The sequence below is a fragment of the Mesorhizobium australicum genome, assembly GCF_900177325.1.
In the GTDB taxonomy this organism is placed as follows: domain Bacteria; phylum Pseudomonadota; class Alphaproteobacteria; order Rhizobiales; family Rhizobiaceae; genus Mesorhizobium_A; species Mesorhizobium_A australicum_A.
On record NZ_FXBL01000004.1, the window covers coordinates 5,264,720 to 5,280,086 of the forward strand.

16 protein-coding genes are annotated in these 15,367 nt (G+C 66.2%); 9 read left to right on the forward strand and 7 right to left on the reverse strand.

Annotated features, from left to right (window positions below; translation table 11 throughout):
- Positions 1-61: 61 nt before the first annotated feature.
- Entirely contained in the window at positions 62-1,282 is a 1,221-nt protein-coding gene (locus B9Z03_RS28385; protein ID WP_085467319.1) for a GGDEF domain-containing protein, read from the forward strand.
- A 6-nt stretch (positions 1,283-1,288) separates the two neighbouring features.
- Here B9Z03_RS28385 and B9Z03_RS28390 read toward each other — a convergent pair whose 3' ends face one another.
- Positions 1,289-1,645: a hypothetical protein gene (locus B9Z03_RS28390; protein WP_085467320.1), complete on the reverse strand. Its 357-nt coding sequence runs from the start codon at positions 1,643-1,645 to the stop codon at positions 1,289-1,291.
- A gap of 316 nt (positions 1,646-1,961) precedes the next feature.
- Here B9Z03_RS28390 and B9Z03_RS28395 point away from each other — a divergent pair, with 316 nt between their 5' ends.
- The 5 genes from B9Z03_RS28395 to B9Z03_RS28415 all read left to right on the forward strand — a co-directional run bounded on the left by B9Z03_RS28395 (position 1,962) and on the right by B9Z03_RS28415 (position 5,894).
- The gene (locus B9Z03_RS28395; RefSeq protein WP_139832421.1) at positions 1,962-2,255 is read left to right on the forward strand and encodes an MliC family protein; all 294 of its coding nucleotides are present in this window, start codon (positions 1,962-1,964) and stop codon (positions 2,253-2,255) included.
- 197 nt (positions 2,256-2,452) lie between these two features.
- The gene (gene sdhC, locus B9Z03_RS28400; RefSeq protein WP_085467322.1) at positions 2,453-2,863 is read left to right on the forward strand and encodes a succinate dehydrogenase, cytochrome b556 subunit; all 411 of its coding nucleotides are present in this window, start codon (positions 2,453-2,455) and stop codon (positions 2,861-2,863) included.
- The gene (sdhD, locus tag B9Z03_RS28405; RefSeq protein ID WP_085467323.1) at positions 2,860-3,255 is read left to right on the forward strand and encodes a succinate dehydrogenase, hydrophobic membrane anchor protein; all 396 of its coding nucleotides are present in this window, start codon (positions 2,860-2,862) and stop codon (positions 3,253-3,255) included. Before sdhC ends, sdhD begins: the two co-directional genes overlap by 4 nt.
- A gap of 4 nt (positions 3,256-3,259) precedes the next feature.
- Complete coding sequence (gene sdhA, locus B9Z03_RS28410) at positions 3,260-5,101, forward strand: succinate dehydrogenase flavoprotein subunit (RefSeq protein ID WP_085467324.1); 1,842 nt, start codon at positions 3,260-3,262, stop codon at positions 5,099-5,101.
- Between the two features lie 13 nt (positions 5,102-5,114).
- Complete coding sequence (locus tag B9Z03_RS28415) at positions 5,115-5,894, forward strand: succinate dehydrogenase iron-sulfur subunit (protein WP_085467325.1); 780 nt, start codon at positions 5,115-5,117, stop codon at positions 5,892-5,894.
- On the opposite strand, the gene B9Z03_RS28420 is transcribed toward B9Z03_RS28415, so the two are convergent.
- Together B9Z03_RS28420 and B9Z03_RS28425 are read right to left on the reverse strand one after the other, a co-directional pair.
- Entirely contained in the window at positions 5,863-6,417 is a 555-nt protein-coding gene (locus B9Z03_RS28420) for a MarR family winged helix-turn-helix transcriptional regulator (protein ID WP_085467326.1), read from the reverse strand. The genes B9Z03_RS28415 and B9Z03_RS28420 overlap by 32 nt on opposite strands.
- Entirely contained in the window at positions 6,417-6,869 is a 453-nt protein-coding gene (locus B9Z03_RS28425; protein WP_085467327.1) for a hypothetical protein, read from the reverse strand. Before B9Z03_RS28425 ends, B9Z03_RS28420 begins: the two co-directional genes overlap by 1 nt.
- A gap of 203 nt (positions 6,870-7,072) precedes the next feature.
- On the opposite strand from B9Z03_RS28425, the gene B9Z03_RS28430 reads away from it, so the two are divergent.
- Positions 7,073-7,717: a DUF480 domain-containing protein gene (locus B9Z03_RS28430; RefSeq protein WP_085467328.1), complete on the forward strand. Its 645-nt coding sequence runs from the start codon at positions 7,073-7,075 to the stop codon at positions 7,715-7,717.
- An 85-nt stretch (positions 7,718-7,802) separates the two neighbouring features.
- A complete protein-coding gene (msrA, locus tag B9Z03_RS28435; protein WP_085467329.1) occupies positions 7,803-8,399 on the forward strand; it encodes a peptide-methionine (S)-S-oxide reductase MsrA in 597 nt (198 codons plus the stop codon).
- 56 nt (positions 8,400-8,455) lie between these two features.
- Here the strand turns inward: msrA and B9Z03_RS28440 are convergent, their stop codons facing one another.
- A complete protein-coding gene (locus B9Z03_RS28440) occupies positions 8,456-10,246 on the reverse strand; it encodes an acyl-CoA dehydrogenase (protein WP_210191401.1) in 1,791 nt (596 codons plus the stop codon).
- A gap of 119 nt (positions 10,247-10,365) precedes the next feature.
- Here B9Z03_RS28440 and B9Z03_RS28445 point away from each other — a divergent pair, with 119 nt between their 5' ends.
- Positions 10,366-11,250 (forward strand): RNA polymerase factor sigma-32, encoded by an 885-nt coding sequence (locus B9Z03_RS28445; protein ID WP_085467331.1) that lies wholly within the window; start codon positions 10,366-10,368, stop codon positions 11,248-11,250.
- Between the two features lie 5 nt (positions 11,251-11,255).
- Here the strand turns inward: B9Z03_RS28445 and B9Z03_RS28450 are convergent, their stop codons facing one another.
- The 3 genes from B9Z03_RS28450 to thiP form a co-directional block, all read right to left on the reverse strand.
- On the reverse strand, positions 11,256-12,731 hold the full coding sequence (locus B9Z03_RS28450; RefSeq protein WP_432417048.1) for a M48 family metalloprotease: 1,476 nt from the start codon (positions 12,729-12,731) through the stop codon (positions 11,256-11,258).
- A gap of 190 nt (positions 12,732-12,921) precedes the next feature.
- A complete protein-coding gene (thiQ, locus tag B9Z03_RS28455; RefSeq protein WP_085467333.1) occupies positions 12,922-13,650 on the reverse strand; it encodes a thiamine ABC transporter ATP-binding protein in 729 nt (242 codons plus the stop codon).
- Entirely contained in the window at positions 13,647-15,236 is a 1,590-nt protein-coding gene (thiP, locus tag B9Z03_RS28460; RefSeq protein WP_085467334.1) for a thiamine/thiamine pyrophosphate ABC transporter permease, read from the reverse strand. Before thiP ends, thiQ begins: the two co-directional genes overlap by 4 nt.
- Positions 15,237-15,367: the final 131 nt, after the last annotated feature.

The following is a 15,367-nucleotide window of genomic DNA, read 5'->3' on the forward strand; positions in this document are numbered from 1 at the left end:
CCGGCGGTTAACCAGATGTTCGCCCGCTGCCTGCTAGAACGGGATCGATACGAAGGATCTCATGAGCAGCGCTGTCTTCATTTTGATGATCAATGTCAGCGTCGCGGCGCTGCTGTCGATCACGTTCCTGGTTATCGCCAACTATGACAAGGCCTTCGCGTCTGCGCGTTGGATCTGCGCCGCCTATGCGATTGGCGCCGTCTATTACGCGTCGGAATTTCTCATCGCCCATTTCCCCGCCTCCACCGCCGTCGCGACCGCGTCCTATTCGGCCCTGCTCGTCGCGTTGGCTGCCTACGGTGTCGGCATCGCCAGAAAATACGACGTCCGGCCGCCGTGGCGGATGCTCGCTCTCCTCCTGGTCGCCTCGATCCTCCTGAACCTCTACACGCAGACCCTGCCGCGCGAATTGATCTTGCGCAATGTGCTTTGGCAACTGCCCTATGCGGCGATCCAGGCGGTCTCGATCTGGGTGCTGCTGCATGCGCGCAGGCTCGGCCCGCTCGACAGGGGGTTGGTGGGGGCGCTGGGGCTGAGCTCGATCTACTTCGTGGTGAAGCCGCTGGTCGCGGTCGAGGCCGGCGGACCCGGCGGCACGGCCGGTTCATATCTGGACAGTGTCTATGCGCTGATCTCGCAGTCGACCGGCATCATCCTAGCGATCGCCGTCGCGCTGATGACGCTCGCCGTCTATGTCGGCAAGATGCTGTCGGACGCGACGCTGAAGTCGGAGACCGACACGCTGTCCGGTCTGCTCAACCGGCGCGGCTTCGTCGACCGCGCGGACGAGATCCTGCGCACCGCCGATCGTTCCGGCGGACCGGTGACGCTCATCCTCGCCGACATCGACCATTTCAAGAACGTCAACGACACATACGGGCACGAGGCCGGCGACCGCGTCATCCAGGCCTTCGCCGGCGTGATGCGCGAGGTGGCAGGCGAGGAGCACGCCATCGGCCGCATCGGCGGTGAGGAATTCGCCATCGTGCTCTCCGGCACGGAGCTTTCGACCGCTCGCCTTATCGCCGAAGGCGCCCGTGTCGCCTTCTCGCAATCAGCGGTCGAGGGCCTGGCCGACATCGAAGCCTGCACCGCCTCGTTCGGGGTGGCCCAGCGCCATGCCGGTGAATCCTACGAGCAACTGCTTCGTTGCGCGGACATCGCTCTCTACGAGGCCAAGAACGCCGGCCGTGACTGCGTCCGCACCGCTCCGCCGGTCATTCGTCCGAACGGCAACGGCGACCATGCGGAAAACCGGCGGATGTTCCGCGACAAGAGATAGGATCGCTCAGTCGCAGATGCGGCGCGCCGGCGTCGGGACCACGCCGTCCGGCAGGCCGTACATGTAGCTGCGGCCCTTGAACATGCCGGGCACGGTACGGCAGTTCCGGTAGGAACCGCGATCCCCCTCGTCGTAATACGCCTCGGGCTCCGCGACGCCTTCCTGCGCCTGATACTCCGCCAGTACATGACCCTGCCCGACGATGATGCGCTTGTATCCGGCAGGGCTGTAGACGATCAGGTTTCCGAACGAATCCGCATGGTAGCGTTCGCCATAGAGATCGCCGGCAAATGCCGGAACGGCGGCGACGGCCAGGCCGGCGGCGAGCGGCAGAGCGCGTAGGATGGCGAGTTTCGAACGCATGGCCTGTCCTTTCCGGGCGGGACAACCGCTCCCTTTGATCAGAGACTTAACCATTTCTTAATCGTTGTCACCGTTTCCCGTTCCCGCCGACGCAGGGATTAAGAAACATGGTTAACGAGGATCGCGCCGGCTTGAAAAAGATCCCGGCAGGAGGCTAGCTATCGTCATGGGGGTATTCTTCCGAAAAGGCTCGCACGGAGCTCTCTTTGCGGCAGGGCTGGCAGCGGCGTCTCTGCTGTCCGGCTGCGCGTCGGACGGCTTGTCGCCCGCGACCGCCTCTCTGGCGCCTGGCGCGTCGACAGCTGCCGTTGCGGACATGGCCGACGCGGGAGGCGATGCCGCGACATCGGCCGAGGCCGCTTCTTATGACGACAACGCCTTTTATGCCGGCCGCGCGACCTATCGCTGCGACAATGGCGAGAGTCTCGAGGTGAACAATACCGTCACGCAGGTGGCGCTGGGCCTTCCCGACGGCTCGGTGATGGAACTTCCGGCCTCGCCGGCCGATTCGCACACCCGCTATGTCAAGGATCAATACGCCTTCGTCTTCGACGGCGCGGAAGCGCTGTACTTCCGCCCCAAGACGGCTCCGGCGACCTGCAAGCGCTGACAGGTGCCGAAAAGCCGGAAATCTTCAATCGATTGAACAGCCTATCGGTCAATTTCAGGTACTAAATACCGCACCCCGCACGCCTTTCCGGCTTTGACGCGGTGCAAAAACCGCACTAGAAGGCAGGCACGAAAAAGTCGCATTTCGGCCAGCCAAACGCCGCACGCGGAGTAAGGCCGGCCGCTCCCGGGGGAGCCATGTCCGCACCAGCCACCCGACACAAGCCACGCCCGCTGTCGCCGCATCTGTTCATCTACAAGCCCATCCCGACGATGGTCATGTCGATCCTGCACCGCATCACCGGCGGCGCGCTCTATGTCGGCACACTGGTCATGGCCTGGTGGATCACCGCGGCCGCGGGTTCGGAGGACTACTACAGCTTCGTCAGCGGCATCGTCGGCTCTTGGTTCGGCCAACTGGTTCTGTTCGGCTTCAGCTGGGCCCTGATGTTCCATCTGCTCGGTGGCGTTCGCCACCTCATCTGGGACACCGGCGCCTATATGGAAAAGCACACCGCGACGAAGCTCGCCATTGCTACCGCCATCGGGTCGGTCGTGCTGACGCTGGCCATCTGGATCGTCGTGTTCGCGATGAGGAGCGGCGCATGAGCAAGTCTTCCACCGACATGCGCACCCCTCTCGGCCGCGTGCGCGGCATGGGCGCGGCCCATGAGGGCACCGGTCATTTCTGGGCAGTCCGCCTGACGGCGATCGCGCTGATCCCGCTCACCTTCTTCGTGATCGGCCTTCTCTTCTCGATGATCGGCGCCGACTTTGTCCAGATGCGGGCAACGCTGGCCAACCCGTTCGTCTGCCTGCTGCTGCTCGTCACCATCGGCTCGGGCCTTTACCATATGTGGCTCGGCATGCAGGAGATCATCCTGGACTACGCGCACAGCGAATTCTGGAAATACGGTCTTCTGATCCTCAACACCTTCTTCGTCTTCGCGATCGGTGCGCTCTGCGCCTTCTCGCTGCTGAAGATCGCATTCGGAGTCTAGTACCTTGGCCAAGGCAGCTTCCTCACCCACGGCCAACGGCAAGGCCTACACCTATGTCGACCACAAGTTCGACGTCGTCGTCGTCGGCGCCGGTGGCGCGGGCCTCCGCGCCACGCTCGGCATGGCCGAGCAGGGCCTGAAGACGGCCTGCATCACCAAGGTCTTTCCGACCCGCTCCCACACCGTTGCCGCGCAGGGCGGCATCGCCGCCTCGCTGCGCAACATGGGTCCCGACCACTGGCAGTGGCACCTCTACGACACGGTGAAGGGCTCCGACTGGCTGGGCGACGTCGACGCGATGGAATATCTCGCCCGCGAAGCGCCGGCCGCCGTCTACGAGCTCGAGCATTACGGCGTGCCCTTCTCCCGCACCGAGGAAGGCAAGATCTACCAGCGGCCGTTCGGCGGCCACATGCAGAACTTCGGCGACGGCCCACCCGTGCAGCGCACCTGCGCCGCCGCCGACCGCACCGGCCACGCCATCCTGCACACGCTCTACGGCCAGTCGCTGCGCCACTCGGCCCAGTTCTTCGTCGAATATTTCGCGCTCGACCTGATCATCGAGGACGGCCGCTGCACCGGCGTGGTCGCCTGGAACCTCGACGACGGCACAATCCACCGCTTTGCTGCCAAGATGGTGGTGCTGGCCACCGGCGGCTACGGCCGCGCCTATTTCTCCGCCACCTCGGCGCACACCTGCACCGGCGACGGCGGCGGCATGGTCGCCCGCGCCGGCCTGCCCCTGCAGGACATGGAATTCGTTCAGTTCCACCCGACTGGCATCTACGGCGCCGGCTGCCTCATCACCGAGGGCGCGCGCGGCGAGGGCGGCTACCTGGTCAACTCCGAGGGCGAGCGCTTCATGGAGCGCTACGCGCCGTCGGCCAAGGACCTCGCCTCGCGCGACGTCGTCTCGCGCTGCATGACGCTGGAGATCCGCGAGGGCCGCGGCGTCGGCAAGAACAAGGACCACATCTTCCTGCACCTCGACCATCTCGACCCGGCCGTGCTGCACGAACGCCTGCCCGGCATTTCCGAGAGCGCCAAGATCTTCGCCGGCGTCGACGTGACCAAGGAGCCGATCCCGGTTCTGCCGACTGTCCACTACAACATGGGCGGCATCCCGACGAACTACTACGGCGAGGTGCTGAACCCGACGCCGGAGAACCCGGACGCCATCTTCCCCGGCCTGATGGCCGTCGGCGAGGCCGGTTGCGCCTCCGTTCACGGCGCCAACCGTCTCGGCTCCAACTCGCTGATCGACCTCGTCGTCTTCGGCCGCGCCGCGGCGATCAAGGCTGGCCAGGTGGTCGACCGCGAGGCGGCGATCCCGACCATCAACGAGGCGGCGGTCGACAAGATCATGGACCGTTTCGATCGCCTGCGGAACGCCAACGGCTCCACCCCGACCGCGCAGCTACGCGAGAAGATGCAGAAGGCGATGCAGGCGGACGCGGCCGTGTTCCGTACGCAGGAATCGCTGGAGAACGGCGTCAAGCGCGTCTCCGAGATCTGGGGCGAACTCAAGGACATCAAGGTTCACGACCGCTCGATGATCTGGAACTCCGACCTGGTCGAGACGCTCGAGCTTGAGAACCTGATGGCCAACGCCATCACCACCGTCGTCGGCGCCGAGGCGCGCAAGGAAAGCCGCGGCGCGCACGCCCGCGAGGACTTCTCCTCGCGCGACGACGTCAACTGGCGCAAGCACACCCTGTCCTGGCTCGACACCGACACCGGCAAGGTCACCCTCGGCTACCGCCCGGTCCACGTCGACACCATGCTGCCGGAGAACGAAGGCGGCATCAGCCTCGCCAAGATCGCGCCCAAGGCGCGCGTCTACTGAGGAAGGAAAGATCATGGTCGAACTCACCCTTCCCCGGAACTCGAAGATCCAGACCGGCAAGACCTGGCCGAAGCCGGAAGGCGCGACCAACCTGCGCGAATACCGCATCTACCGCTGGTCGCCGGACGACGACCAGAACCCGCGCCTCGACACCTATTATGTCGACCTCGACGACTGCGGACCGATGGTGCTGGACGGCTTGCTCTGGATCAAGAACAAGATCGACCCGACGCTGACGCTGCGCCGCTCGTGCCGCGAGGGCATCTGCGGCTCCTGCGCAATGAACATCGACGGCACCAACACGCTCGCCTGCACCAAGGGCATGGACGACATCTCGGGCGCGGTGCGCGTCTACCCGTTGCCGCATATGCCGGTGGTGAAGGACCTCGTGCCCGACCTGACCGTTCCCTACGCCCAGCTCACCTCGATCGAGCCCTGGCTGCAGACCGTGTCGCCCGAGCCGGCCAAGGAGTGGCTGCAGAGCCATGAGGACCGCCAGAAGCTCGACGGGCTCTACGAGTGCATCCTCTGCTTCTGCTGCCAGACCTCGTGCCCGAGCTATTGGTGGAACGGCGACCGCTACCTTGGCCCGGCCGTGCTGCTGCAGGCCTATCGCTGGCTGATCGACAGCCGCGACGAAGCCACCGGCGAGCGTCTCGACAACCTCGAAGACCCCTTCCGCCTCTATCGCTGCCACACCATCATGAACTGCGCCCAAGCCTGCCCCAAGGGCCTGAATCCCGCGAAGGCGATCGCAGAGATCAAGAAGATGATGGTGGAGCGACGGGTTTAGCCGGCCGGCCGCGTTTCGATCTTGGCGTGCCTGCTGGTTCGGATGCTGCGTGCAACTGTTGCATCCAAGCAGCCGTGACCGCGGTAGCTCGCGTCATGAAGTCGAGGATGATCGCCAGATCTTCGACACTGTAGCGCGACCAGACAACGTCCATCTGGGAAGCCAGCGGTGCGTAAATCGCCTGGATCGGCGCGATGGCGTCCTTCCGGATGCGGACTCCCACCTTTCGGCGGTCGTGCGGATCGGCGGCGCGTTCGACATATCCAGCCTTCGTCAGCCTATCGAGCAGGGTTGTGGTGGCCCCTGAGGTTAGACCCGTCGCCTGACCGAGTTCACCGACCGTCGCCTCGCCGCCCTTCATGACCAGCGCATCGAGGCACTCCAGATCGGTGGTGTTGAGTCCGAAGCGGCTTGCGACTGCCTGGCTGACCATCACTCCCTGCGCACTCATGGCACGCACGGCGGCGCCGAGTTCTGCCAGGAGGCGGGCTTTCTTACCGTCGTCGGAGATATTCGCCCCCATCAGTACCGAATTGCCTCAATCAGCGCCGCCAACGCCGCACCCGCCGTTGTCAGGTCCAGTAGCAAGCGCAGCCGGCTGCGGCGCACCCAGCGCAGCGCGGCCGACTGTATGGCCGGCGAAGGCGTTGCCGCCTCGAAAACGATGGCCTTCGGAATGAAGTCGGCGAAGGACCAGGCGCGCATGATCACATGGCTCACCAATGCGACGAGTAGCCATGACCGCGCCTGCGCTACATCCCACCAGAGGAAGATGGACGCGAGCAGGACCAACTCGAACGCGGTGTGCACAGGGATCCAGAAACGGCGGCGGGAGATGCCACCCTTTCTCGGCTGTACGATGTCCAGACGCCGCGGCCACGCTGGATCAACCACAAGGAATTCATAGATCCCGCCCCCGATTGTTGCGGCTGCAAGCGCGAAACTCAGGGCGACGAGAGCAAGCGAAAGGGTCATGACGTCACTTTTTTAGTGGTTGATAGCCCAATTACCTCTATGATAAAGATACTTGATAATCAAGATAAATGTGCGACCCCCCCCCAGAGTTGAAGGGAGATGGCCGAGGTGGATCATGCGTTGCCTCCCGCTGCAATCGAGTGGTCGCGGCTCCCGCGCCATTTCCCCTTGTTCCGCCGGCCCGTCTTTGCCAAGTAACGCCGATGGAAAGCTCCGCATCCTCCCTCGTCCTCCTCAACGCCGTCGAAGCCCGCGTTCTCGGCTCGCTCATCGAGAAGAAGGAGCTGACGCCGGACGTCTATCCGCTGACGCTCAACGCCGCGCAGGCCGCCGCCAACCAGAAGACGGCGCGCGAGCCGGTGATGGCGCTGGAGCCGTCGGACATCCACCGCGCGTTCAAGACGCTGCAGGAAAAGGGCCTCGTCCGGCAGGTCTCCGGCTCGCGGGTCGAGCGCTACGAGGAGCAGCTGTCGCGTCGCTTCTCGCTCACCCGCGGCCAGACCTCGCTCATCGGCCTGATGCTGTTGCGCGGGCCGCAGACCACGCACGAGCTGCTCGCACGCAGCGAACGGATGGCGAGCTACGGTTCGGCGGACGACCTCGTCGCCGATCTCGACCTGCTCATCGGCCGCCGTCCGCCCTTGGTTCAGCTCGTGGAGCGCGGCCCCGGCCAGCGCGAGGACCGCTTCGCGCACCTGCTGTGCGGCCCGGTGGAGGCGCTGGCGCGCACGGCACCCGCAGCCCAGTTCCAGGCAACGCCATCAGGCCTTGAGGCCCGCGTCGCAGCACTCGAGGAAGAGGTCGCGGAACTGAAGCGTCTGGTCGAGCGGCTGTCCGGTAACGGCTGAACCTGTTCACGCCGCTGCTCGCGGCGGCTTGATTTGAAACTTCGCCAGCCGCTGCTACGTTCCTCCACAATCGGAGGATCCTTCTATGCGCCTTGCCGCTGCCGCTCTCGCCACAGCCGTCGCGTTCCAGCCGCTCGCCGTCTCGCAGGCGGGCGCCGAGACCGCCATCTTCGCCGGCGGCTGCTTCTGGTGCGTCGAGTCCGACATGGACCATGTGCCGGGCGTGACGGAAACGATCTCCGGCTATTCCGGCGGCACGAAGAAGAACCCGACCTATTATGACCACGAGGGCCATCGCGAGGTGGTGAGGGTCGAGTTCGACCCGGCGAAGATCAGCTACGAGCAACTCGCGACGACCTTCCTGCGCACGATCGACCCGACCGATGCGGGCGGCCAGTTCTGCGACCGAGGCCATGCCTACACCACGGCGATCTATGCCGTGGGCGACGCCCAGCTCGTGGCGGCCAGGAAGGCGAAGGCGGCCGCGGAAGCGCAGCTCGGCGTCAAGCTGGCGACCGAAGTGGCGCCTGCCGGCGAGTTCACCGAGGCCGAGGACTACCACCAGAACTACTACAAGGTGAGCGCCGCCAAATATAAATACTACCGCTTCGCCTGCGGCCGCGACGAGCGCGTGAAGGAGGTCTGGGGCGCCGACGCCTACAAGGGCGTGCCGGCGCATTGAGCGCCCTCAATCGGCCTTAGAGCACCTTCTCCTCACGAATGGGGAGAAGGAAGTCCTCAGAACCACTCCGCCTGCATATCCAGCGTCGTCTCGTCCAGCTTCGCCAGCAGTTCCTTCTGCGCCTTCGTCCTCGGCAGTTCGTAGGCGAAGAAGTAGCGGCAGGCGGCGAGCTTGCCGTGGAGGAAATTCGCGTCGCCCTCGCCCGCCTCCAGCTTGTGCGCCGCCACCAGCGCCTGTCTGAGCCACATCCAGGCGATGACGACATGGCCGAACATGTCGAGATAGATCGTCGCGTTGGCGAGCGCCTTGCGCGGGTCCTTCGCCAGTTCGCCGGCAAGGACACGCGTCAGCTTGACGGTCTCGGCAAGATGGTTCGCCAGGTCCGAGGCGTGGGCCGAGAGCACCGCCACCGACGACGCCTCCGCGACCGTTTCGCCGATCCGCCCCGCCAGCAGCTCCAGCCCGCTCCCGTTGGCCTGCACCACCTTGCGGCCGAGGATGTCCATGCCCTGGATGCCGTGCGTGCCTTCGTGGATCGGGTTCAGCCGGTTGTCGCGGTAGAGCCGCTCGACCGGATAGTCGCGCGTGTAGCCGTAGCCGCCCAACACCTGGATCGCATGCTTGTTGGCCTCCAGGCAGAATTCCGACGGCCATGACTTGGCGACCGGCGTGAGCAGATCGAGCAGCAGCTCATCGTCGCGCATCTTCGCCTCGTCCGTTCCGATGCGGATGCCGTCCACCAGCCGCGCGCAGTAAAGCAGCAGCGCGAACGCTCCTTCCACCGCGCTCTTTTGCGCCAGGAGCAGGCGGCGGATGTCGGCGTGTTCGACGATCGGCACCTGCTTCGAGGTCGCGTCCTTGCCGTCCGGATGGCGGCCCTGCGGCCGGTCCTTCGCATAGGCGAGCGAGGCCTGGTAGCCGGCCGACGCCAGTGCGGTCGCGCCCAGCCCAACGCCGATGCGCGCCTCGTTCATCATCTGGAACATGTAGGCCAGCCCCTTATGCGGCTCGCCGACCAGATGGCCGATGCATTCACCCGCTTCACCGAAATTGAGCAGCGTGTTGGTGGTGCCGCGATAGCCCATCTTGTGATTGAGACCCGCAAGCGTCACGCCGTTGCGCGCCCCGACCGCGCCGTCCTCGCCGACGCGGTATTTCGGCACGATGAACAGCGAGATGCCCTTCACCCCGGCGGGTCCGCCCGGAATCTTCGCCAGCACCATGTGGACGATGTTCTCCGACATCTCCTGCTCGCCGCCGGAGATCCACATCTTGCGGCCGCTGATGCGATAGGTGCCGTCGCCCGCGGGCTCCGCCTTGGTAGCGATGTCGGAGAGCGACGAGCCCGCCTGCGGCTCGGACAGGCACATCGTGCCGAAGAAGCGACCCTCCACCATCGGCGCCAGATAGCGCGCCTTCTGCTCGTCGCTGCCGAAGCTGGCGATGAGGTTTGCTGCGCCGATCGTCAGGAAAGGATAGCCGGCCGTGCCGATATTGGTGGCCGAGAACATGTAGGCACAGGCGATGCGCAGCGTTTCCGGCATCTGCGCGCCGCCCCATTCGTGGTCGAAGCCGGCGCCGAAGAAGCCCGCCTCGCGATAGACGGCGAGTGCGGCGCCGACGCGCGGGTCGACGATCGCCTTGCCGTCGACGAATTTCGGCTCGTTTTCGTCCACGGCCGCCGCATGCGGCAGGAAATGATCGATCGCGATGCGCTCGGCCGTGTCCAGCACATTGTCGATGCCGCTCCGGTCCCAGTCGGCGAATCTCGTCGCCTCGCTCAGGCGATCCGCGTCGAGCAGATCGAACAACTGGAAGGCGATGTCGGCACGGTCGATGCGTATCAAGGAACGAATCCCGTCTTTGTGCGTTTGCGAAGTCGGTGCGGAAGAAAGCGAAACTTCCCGAGGAGCGGCTACGTATTCCTTCCGGCCGGGCTCGCCAAGCTAATGGCGAATGCAAGCCGATGTGGCAAGACAAGGAGGGTCGCGTGAAGACAGCACCGGCACGTTCAAGTCTCGTCCGAGCTGCCATGACGGCGCCCTATCTGCAGCGCGACGAGGAGCATGAGCTCGCGGTGCGCTGGAAGGAAAAACACGACCAGGTCGCCCTCCATCGCATCACCGTCTCGCACATGCGGCTTGTCATCTCCATGGCGTCGAAGCTGCGCGGCTTCGGCCTGCCGCTGGGCGACCTGATTCAGGAAGGCCATATCGGCCTGCTGGAGGCGGCCGCGCGCTTCGAACCCGAGCGCGACGTGCGTTTCTCCACCTATGCCTCGTGGTGGATTCGCGCCTCGATGCAGGATTACATCCTGCGCAACTGGTCGATCGTGCGCGGTGGCACAAGCTCCACCCAGAAGGCCCTGTTCTTCAACCTGCGCCGGCTGCGTGCCCGTCTTGCCCAAGGGTCGGAGACCTTGTCCAACGATTCGATCTACAGCGAGATCTCGGCTGCGCTTGGCGTGACGAAGGCCGACGTCGCAATGATGGATTCGCGCCTGTCCGCGCCGGACAGCTCGCTCAACGCGCCTGTGGTGGACGAGGGCAGCGGCTCGACGGAACGGATGAATTTCCTCGTGTCGGACGATCCGCTGCCTGACGAGATCGTCGGCGACGCGATCGACGAGCAGCGCCGCGTCGGCTGGCTCAAGGCGGCACTGCGGGTGCTGAACGAGCGGGAGCTGCGCATCATCCGGGAACGGCGACTGCAAGACGAGGGCGCGACACTCGAACTGCTGGGAGAGAAGCTCGGCATCTCGAAGGAACGCGTGCGTCAGATCGAAACCCGCGCCATGGAGAAACTGAAGGCGGCCCTGCTGGAGCAAAACCCGGAGTTCGCCGCGGCCTGACGGTCCTACTGATCGGTGATGATCTTGACCTTGTCGCCGGCCGACAAGGTTGCCCCTGCCGGCAGAGCGTTGATCAGGCGGAACAGCTCCACCTTGCGATCCACGCCCTGCATCAGGTTGGCGAGCGACTGCACGGTCTCTCCCGACTTCACTGTGCGGACCCGAATGCGCAGTGGCTTGAGAGCGGCCCGCTCGGAGGCCGACAGCACGCGGAAGCTGCCCGACACGGACTTTGCCACGCTCTCCAATGAGGTACTGGTCAGGGGAGCTGCGGTGAGCAGGCGGTACACCTGACCGCTGGCGCGGACCACCGTGATGTCGAACTGCCAGCCGTCGGCGCGCGCCTTGGCGGTCGCGGCCTCGTTCCCCGCGATCGTGGTGCCCGCGATCGAACTGGGATCAAGGCCCGCGATCCAGCCTGAACGCAGATATTCCTCCAGCGGCATCGACTGCGCGACCTTCACCCCGTCGAAGCGCACGGCGACGTCGCCCGGCCCGGCGGCGGTGACCGCGGCGGCCGAATTATCGATGATGAAGCCTTCAGGCACGGTGAACGTGACGCCGAGGCCGGGATGCAGGAAGGTGCGGCCGCGCACGAACCCCTCCTGCGGCGTGTCCCCGAACATCATGCCGTCGATGCCGGCGAGCAGCCAGTCGCGGTCGCGCGTTCCCACTCCCGGCGCCCCGAAGGCGCGAGCATGGCCGAGTGCGAGTTCGATGCGCTGGGGTGCCGCCGGATGGCTGGCAAGGAAGTCGAGGCTGGCGTCCGTCGCTCCGCTCACGCTTCGGAAGTCGGCGTAGGAAGCCATGGACTGCAGGAATCGCGCCGCGGCGAACGGGTCGTAGCCGGCGCGGCCGCTGGCGCGGATGCCGATCGCGTCGGCCTCCAGCTCCTGGTTGCGCGAGAACTGGGCGAGGCTGAGCTTGCCGCGCAGCAGCGCCGCCTTAGCCGCCGCATCGCCTTCGAGCACGTCGCTCACGACACGGGCCGCAAGCACCTCGTCGGCCTCGCGCTGCTGGCGCTGCACGCCGTGATTGGCGGTGACGTGCCCCATTTCGTGCGCGATCACCGCCGCGACCTCGGCCGAATCGTTGGCGAGCGCGAGCAGGCCGCGCGTGATGTAGAGATAGCCGCCTGGCAGCGCAAACGCGTTGACGTTCGGCGAGTTCAGGATAGTGATCCGGTAGGTCTGGTTCGGATTGTCGGACACACCGGTGAGGTTGCCGACCACCTTGGCGACCATGCGTTCCAGCTTCGGGTCCGAATATTCGCCGCCATAGGTGGCGAGGATGCGCGGATGCTGCTGGCGGGCGATCTCGGCGAACTTGTCGTTGCGGCCAACCGTGTCGACCGTCACCGGATTGGACGACGGCTTCAGGTCCGACGTCATCGACGTGTCGATCAGCTGGCAGCTTGACAGCAGCACGGACAGGGCCGTCGCGGCAATGGCGCCACGAGCCCGGACCTGGCTTGGCGCCATCCGCTGGAGAACTGCACTCATTCTGTCGGAACCTATGAGCAGGCTTGTTCCTCGAAACTCTGTCGGGCGCGTCTAGATCCCGGTCCGGCAAGCCTCGGTTACCGCGATTTAGAGCCCCCGCCACGCCGTGACAAGAACGCCGATGCCACACTGCCGCCATAACCGGTAAATGTGTCGCATTGCGGGCAATCTATCGTGATCGCCGCCGCTCCCCGACATAGGCGCGGACCGTCTCCGGCCCGGCATCGCCAAGCAGGTCCGCCGCCAGCCCGTCTGCCGCGATGCGTCCCGCCTCCACGAACACCATGCGCGGCGCGAGCGCCAGCGCGTCGCCAGGCGAGTGCGTCACCACAAGAATGGTCATCCCGGTCTCGCGATGGAGCTCGGCAACGAGCGCCGCCATGTCCGCCCGCAGGCCGGGGCCCAGCGAGGCGAAGGGCTCGTCCATCAGAAGCACGGGTCGGCGGCGCACGAGCGCGCGAGCGAGGGCCGCCCGCTGCCGCTCGCCGCCCGACAGCTCGCGCGGACGACGCGCCTCCTTGCCGGCGAGGCCGACGCGCGCCAGCGCCTCGCCGACAGCCGAGCGGTCATCGGACGAGAGGCGCAGGGTCGGGCTGCGGCCGAGCGCGACATTGGCGAACAGGTCGAGATGGGCGAACAGGTTGTTCTCCTGGAAGATCATCGAGACCGGCCGTTGCGACGGTGGATCGGTTGACACGTCCCGGTCGCCGATCAGTATGCGGCCGACGGCCGGCGTCTCGAAACCGGCGACGAGGTTGAGCAGCGTCGACTTGCCGGAACCGCTCGGCCCCATGATCGCGACGATCTCGGCCGCGGCGATGGCGAGGTCGAAGGACATCCTCGTCTCGCCATAAGCGAAGCGGACCCCTTCCAGCACCACTGGCAGGCCGAGGCTCATCGTGCATCCTTTCCGAGCCGGTCCGCCAACGACATCAGGACAAGGCACAGCAATCCAAGCAGCAGTGCAAGCCCCGCCGCGTCCTCCGTCCGGTAGCTGCCCATGCGCGCATAGAGGAGATAAGGCAGCGTCTGCACGCCGTCGCTGCCGAACAAAGCGATGACGCCGAGATCGCCGAGCGACAGCGCCATCGCGAAGGCAAAGCCGGTGAACAGCGGCCGGCGCAGCTCCGGCCAGTCGATCAGCCGCGCCCGGGCGAGGCCGGAGATGCCGAGCTGCGCGCAGAGCCGGTCGTTGCGCAGCGCAGCCGCGTCATGCGCCGGGCGGATCGCCCGCGTGGCAAACGGCATCGCCATCACCGCGTTGACGGCAAGCACCATCAACGGCGCGACGGCGAAGACGGCGCCGGTGTTGCGCAACAGCACGAACCAGCCGGCGCCGATGACGATCGGCGGCACGACCAGCACCAGGCTCGAGCCGGTTCCGGCGAGAGTTTCGAGGAACGAGCGCCGGCCGTCCTGCCGCGCGGCTTCGAGCCGGCGGCGCGTGACGACGAGCGAGAGCGACAGCGCGACGCTGAGCGCGGCCGAGCCGAGGGAAAGCGCGAGGCTCTGCCCCATCGCGGACAGCACCGCGGCCTCGGTCGCCAGCCGGCCAAGGTCCGCCTGCAGACCGGCGGCCACGATGGCCGCCATCGGGGCGAGCACGAACAGCGCCGCGAGACCGATCAGCGCTCCGTCGAGAATGCTCGCGGCGATGCCCGCGCTGCTCATCCGCCGGCCCGCGATCGGCAGGTTCGCATCGCCCGTCGCATCCGCGCCCAGGCGCGAGAGCACGAGAACCGCCGCGACCGTCAGCGCGACCTGCACAACGGTCAGTGCGACGGCCCGCGCAGGCTCGAAGTCGAAGCGCAGCGACTGGTAGATCGCGACCTCCAGCGTTGTCGCCGCCGGCCCACCACCAAGCGTCAGCACCAGCGTGAAGGAGGTGACACAGAGCATGAAGACGAGCGCGGCGACGCCGGGGATCGCCCCGCGAAGCGCCGGCCACTCGATCAGACGGAACACCGCGCCCGAGCGCATGCCGAGCTGGCTCGCCAACCGCCACTGGTCCGGCGGGACGGTTTCCAGCGCCGCGAGCATCAGCCGTGTCGCCAGCGGCAGGTTGAAGAAGACATGCGCGATGAGGATGCCGGACAGGCCGTAGATCCCTGGCCAGCGCCCCGCGCCGACGGCGGATGCGAGGTCCGCGACGAAGCCGGCGCGGCCGTAGAGCGCAAGCAGGCCGAGTGCCGCGACGATCGCCGGCAGGCCGAGCGGCACCGCGAACAACCTGAGCAGCAGGCCGCGCCCCGGAAAATCCGGATGCCGCGAGAGCGCCCGCGCGACGAGGATCGCCGGTGCGACGGAGAGCAGAGTGGAGAGCGCGGCCTGCCAGAGCGTGAAGGAGGCAATGCGCAGCATGCCGCCGTCGAAGGCGCCGACCGCCCCCGACCAGTCCCGCGCCGCCTCGACGAAGAGACCGGCGAAGGCTCCGCCGATGAGGAGGGCGATGAAGGAGAGCGCGACGAGGCCAGGACGGGTCATGCGTGAAGGCCTTCTTCTCCCCGTTCGTGGGGAGAAGATGCCGGCAGGCAGATGAGGGGCGGCGAAAACTGTCGACGTGTTCCGCAGCCCCTCATCCGACCCTTCGGGCCACCTTCTCCCCGTGAACGGGG

Excerpts from the sequence above, each read along its gene's own strand:
- msrA (WP_085467329.1), top strand. The coding sequence starts at position 7,803 with ATGCGCCTTGCCGCTGCCGCTCTCGCCACAGCCGTCGCGTTCCAGCCG.
- B9Z03_RS28385 (WP_085467319.1), top strand. The coding sequence starts at position 62 with ATGAGCAGCGCTGTCTTCATTTTGATGATCAATGTCAGCGTCGCGGCG.
- sdhC (WP_085467322.1), top strand. The coding sequence starts at position 2,453 with ATGTCCGCACCAGCCACCCGACACAAGCCACGCCCGCTGTCGCCGCAT.
- sdhD (WP_085467323.1), top strand. The coding sequence starts at position 2,860 with ATGAGCAAGTCTTCCACCGACATGCGCACCCCTCTCGGCCGCGTGCGC.
- B9Z03_RS28420 (WP_085467326.1), bottom strand. The coding sequence starts at position 6,417 with ATGGGGGCGAATATCTCCGACGACGGTAAGAAAGCCCGCCTCCTGGCA.
- thiQ (WP_085467333.1), bottom strand. The coding sequence starts at position 13,650 with ATGAGCCTCGGCCTGCCAGTGGTGCTGGAAGGGGTCCGCTTCGCTTAT.
- B9Z03_RS28450 (WP_432417048.1), bottom strand. The coding sequence starts at position 12,731 with ATGGCGCCAAGCCAGGTCCGGGCTCGTGGCGCCATTGCCGCGACGGCC.
- B9Z03_RS28415 (WP_085467325.1), top strand. The coding sequence starts at position 5,115 with ATGGTCGAACTCACCCTTCCCCGGAACTCGAAGATCCAGACCGGCAAG.
- B9Z03_RS28395 (WP_139832421.1), top strand. The coding sequence starts at position 1,962 with ATGGCCGACGCGGGAGGCGATGCCGCGACATCGGCCGAGGCCGCTTCT.
- B9Z03_RS28445 (WP_085467331.1), top strand. The coding sequence starts at position 10,366 with ATGTGGCAAGACAAGGAGGGTCGCGTGAAGACAGCACCGGCACGTTCA.
- B9Z03_RS28430 (WP_085467328.1), top strand. The coding sequence starts at position 7,073 with ATGGAAAGCTCCGCATCCTCCCTCGTCCTCCTCAACGCCGTCGAAGCC.
- B9Z03_RS28390 (WP_085467320.1), bottom strand. The coding sequence starts at position 1,645 with ATGCGTTCGAAACTCGCCATCCTACGCGCTCTGCCGCTCGCCGCCGGC.
- thiP (WP_085467334.1), bottom strand. The coding sequence starts at position 15,236 with ATGACCCGTCCTGGCCTCGTCGCGCTCTCCTTCATCGCCCTCCTCATC.
- B9Z03_RS28425 (WP_085467327.1), bottom strand. The coding sequence starts at position 6,869 with ATGACCCTTTCGCTTGCTCTCGTCGCCCTGAGTTTCGCGCTTGCAGCC.